4 protein-coding genes and 1 pseudogene are annotated in these 2527 nt (G+C 33.1%); 2 read left to right on the top strand and 3 right to left on the bottom strand.

Features of this window, described 5'->3' with window-relative positions; all coding sequences use genetic code 11:
- Both hflC and hflK read right to left on the bottom strand, forming a co-directional pair.
- A partial coding sequence (gene hflC / locus AMN78_RS02720; RefSeq protein WP_075534057.1) for a protease modulator HflC occupies nucleotides 1-735 on the bottom strand: 735 nt, incomplete at its 3' end.
- The gene (gene hflK, locus AMN78_RS02715) at nucleotides 735-1712 is read right to left on the bottom strand and encodes an FtsH protease activity modulator HflK (protein ID WP_075534056.1); all 978 of its coding nucleotides are present in this window, start codon (nucleotides 1710-1712) and stop codon (nucleotides 735-737) included. The genes hflC and hflK, both read right to left, overlap by 1 nt.
- Before the next feature lie 138 nt (nucleotides 1713-1850).
- Between hflK and AMN78_RS04205 the strand changes: the two genes are divergently transcribed.
- Both AMN78_RS04205 and AMN78_RS02710 read left to right on the top strand, forming a co-directional pair.
- On the top strand, nucleotides 1851-2015 hold the full coding sequence (locus AMN78_RS04205; RefSeq protein ID WP_179850607.1) for a hypothetical protein: 165 nt from the start codon (nucleotides 1851-1853) through the stop codon (nucleotides 2013-2015).
- A gap of 54 nt (nucleotides 2016-2069) precedes the next feature.
- Nucleotides 2070-2249, top strand: a pseudogene (locus tag AMN78_RS02710) (SelT/SelW/SelH family protein); the annotation flags it as partial.
- Nucleotides 2250-2323: 74 nt separating this feature from the next.
- Here the strand turns inward: AMN78_RS02710 and AMN78_RS02705 are convergent.
- Nucleotides 2324-2527 (bottom strand): T9SS type A sorting domain-containing protein (locus tag AMN78_RS02705; RefSeq protein ID WP_179850606.1); only part of this gene is annotated, 204 nt, incomplete at its 5' end.

Genomic DNA, 2527 nt, shown 5'->3' with positions numbered 1-2527 from the left:
CTCTTTTTTACGTTGAACCTGCATACCCAATATTTCCTGCTTTTTACCCTGGCCTTGAGCACGATACTTTTCTGCTATTTGATTTTGGCCAGAGATCATACGGTTAAAAACCTGTTCTTGAACTGTGTGAGTATAATTAATCCTCTTCAACTGAACATCTAAGATTTCAATTCCCATATTAAGATCCAATAGTTTTGTTGTAACTGAACTTAATATACTCTCAATTATCTCAAGACGTGCACCTTTTGCAGACAAATCTTTATAGCCTGCAGTGCCAATATTGACACTTGAAGATTCGACATCCTGAATCAACATTTTCCGATCACTAGAACGTACAATTTCTACCATGGTTCGATTTGCTATTTCATCACGAACTGCTCCATCTAATACATCATCTAAACGTGATTGAGCAAGCATTTCATTTTTTGCAGACTTATAAAACTGTAAAGCATCTGAAATACGCCACCTTGCAAATGCATCAATAAAAATATATTTATTATCTAGGGTTGGAATCTCATTAGCAGATCCATCCCATTCCAAGATTCTTTTATCAAACTTTATAACTGTTTGTATAATTGGTATTTTGAAATGGAGTCCTGCATCTGTTATAGCACCACCTACTGGCTTTCCAAACTGTGTTACTACAGCCTGTTCTGTTTCATTTATTATATAGACAGAACCAAAACAAAAAATTAATATGAATACTAAAAATATAATCGGTATAGTCCGTTTCATTATTTTTTCTCCTTATTTTGGAGATTCAACATTGGTAAAAAGTTTTCTAACCTATGATCTACAATAACCTTGTTTGGAGTTTTACTTAATACTTCATTCATCGCTTCGATAAAATATCTATCTTTTGTGATCTGAGGTGCTTTTTTATACTCTGCCAACACTTGTTCAAATAAAGCCACATCACCATTGGCATTATTAACTCTCTCCACTGCATACCCCTTTGCTTCATTAATTAATTGTTTTGCTTCTCCATCAGCTCTATAGATTTCTTTGTTAAATGCTTGATTTGCCTCATTTATCAATGTTTCTTCTTCCTGTTCAGCGCGAATAACTTCATTGAATGAATCTGCAACCGGATCTGGAGGTAAGACGGATTGAAGCTGAACCATTTTTATTGAAATACCAGTTTGATATCTATCTAGAATCATTTGCATGTGTACCTTTGATTTTTCAGCAATTGCAACACGTTCAGTCTGTAATACTTCAGTAAAGGACCGATCACCTATCAAAAGACGAAGGGTGGCTTCTGAAATATCTCTTATTGTATTTTGCACATCACGTACATGAAATAGATAATCAGCAGCATTCTTGATTTTATATTGAAGAATCCAACGAACCTCTGCAATATTTAAATCACCTGTAAGCATCCAGGATTCGCCACTATAATTACGCTTGGAGTATTCTGTACGAACACCTGCTTTTAGGGTTCTAAATCCATATTCCTGTTTATATTGATAATCAACCTTAACTGGGTAGACCATATCAATAAAAGGTATCTTAAAATGTAAGCCAGGCATAGTTGTATGAGAATATTCTCCAAGACGCAATACAACACCATTTTCATTAGCACCTATTGTATATACAGAGGCAAATATTATGATGACAGTTATCATCACAGCAATTAACCATTTAAATCTCTTAAATTCAAAATTAGGAATTTTTAAATCAACATCTCCAAATTTGATATTGTTAGCCATAATGAATGATACCTCCGTTGTTTTTAGATATAAATACTATTGTAATTTAATATGTTCATTAAATATGTATACTATTTTTTCATACTGGAATAGTCTTTGATTTTATATATAAATAACAGAAAATATACTATGGGCAGAATGGTACTATTTATTGTATTTGTAGGTATGACCATAACAGGTGGATGGCTTGTTTTAAGAAGAACAGGTAATTATGAAATAGACTATTTTACAAAGATACTAGGCTGGATTTTAGTTATTCCTGGTATTTGGGGATTATTAGACTCATTAAGGATTATTCAATAGAAAGGTAATATGAAAATACATATAGAATATTGTGAAAAGTGAAATTACCATCCTGACTTTGACCGTGTGTCAAAAGAAATAAAAAAAATTATCCCGAAAATACAAGTAGAGGGAAATATCAAACCCCCTAGAAGTGGCGCATTTGAAATAACTATCGATGGAAATTTAGTATACTCTAAATTTCAAACTGGAAATTTTCCAGACAAAGATGATATAATAAGTTGGTTTGAATGAAAATAAATAAAAAGCCTCCGCTCTTTTTAAAAGCGGAGGCTTTTTAAGTTTAGCCGTTATAATAAACGGTTATATTATTTCATTAGCATAAGCTTCTGAGTAGTAACACTACCTGCAGATTGAGCTTTTACAAAGTACACACCACTAGATGCATTCGATGCATCCCATGTTAATGTATATGTACTTGCATCCATATAGCCATTTGCCAACGTTGCAACAACTTGACCCATGATATTGTATACCTGAACAGATACTTGTCCTGCTTCAGGAACAGCCAG

It is taken from the genome of Candidatus Pelagibacter communis (assembly GCF_001179945.1).
GTDB classification, from domain to species: domain Bacteria; phylum Pseudomonadota; class Alphaproteobacteria; order Pelagibacterales; family Pelagibacteraceae; genus Pelagilacustribacter; species Pelagilacustribacter ubique_A.
Note: the sequence above shows the minus strand (reverse complement) of the source record. Positions and strands in the feature narration are given on the sequence as shown.

Bases quoted from the DNA above. Each gene is read 5' to 3' on its own strand.
- AMN78_RS04205 (WP_179850607.1), top strand. From the start codon at position 1,851: ATGGTACTATTTATTGTATTTGTAGGTATGACCATAACAGGTGGATGG.
- hflK (WP_075534056.1), bottom strand. From the start codon at position 1,712: ATGGCTAACAATATCAAATTTGGAGATGTTGATTTAAAAATTCCTAAT.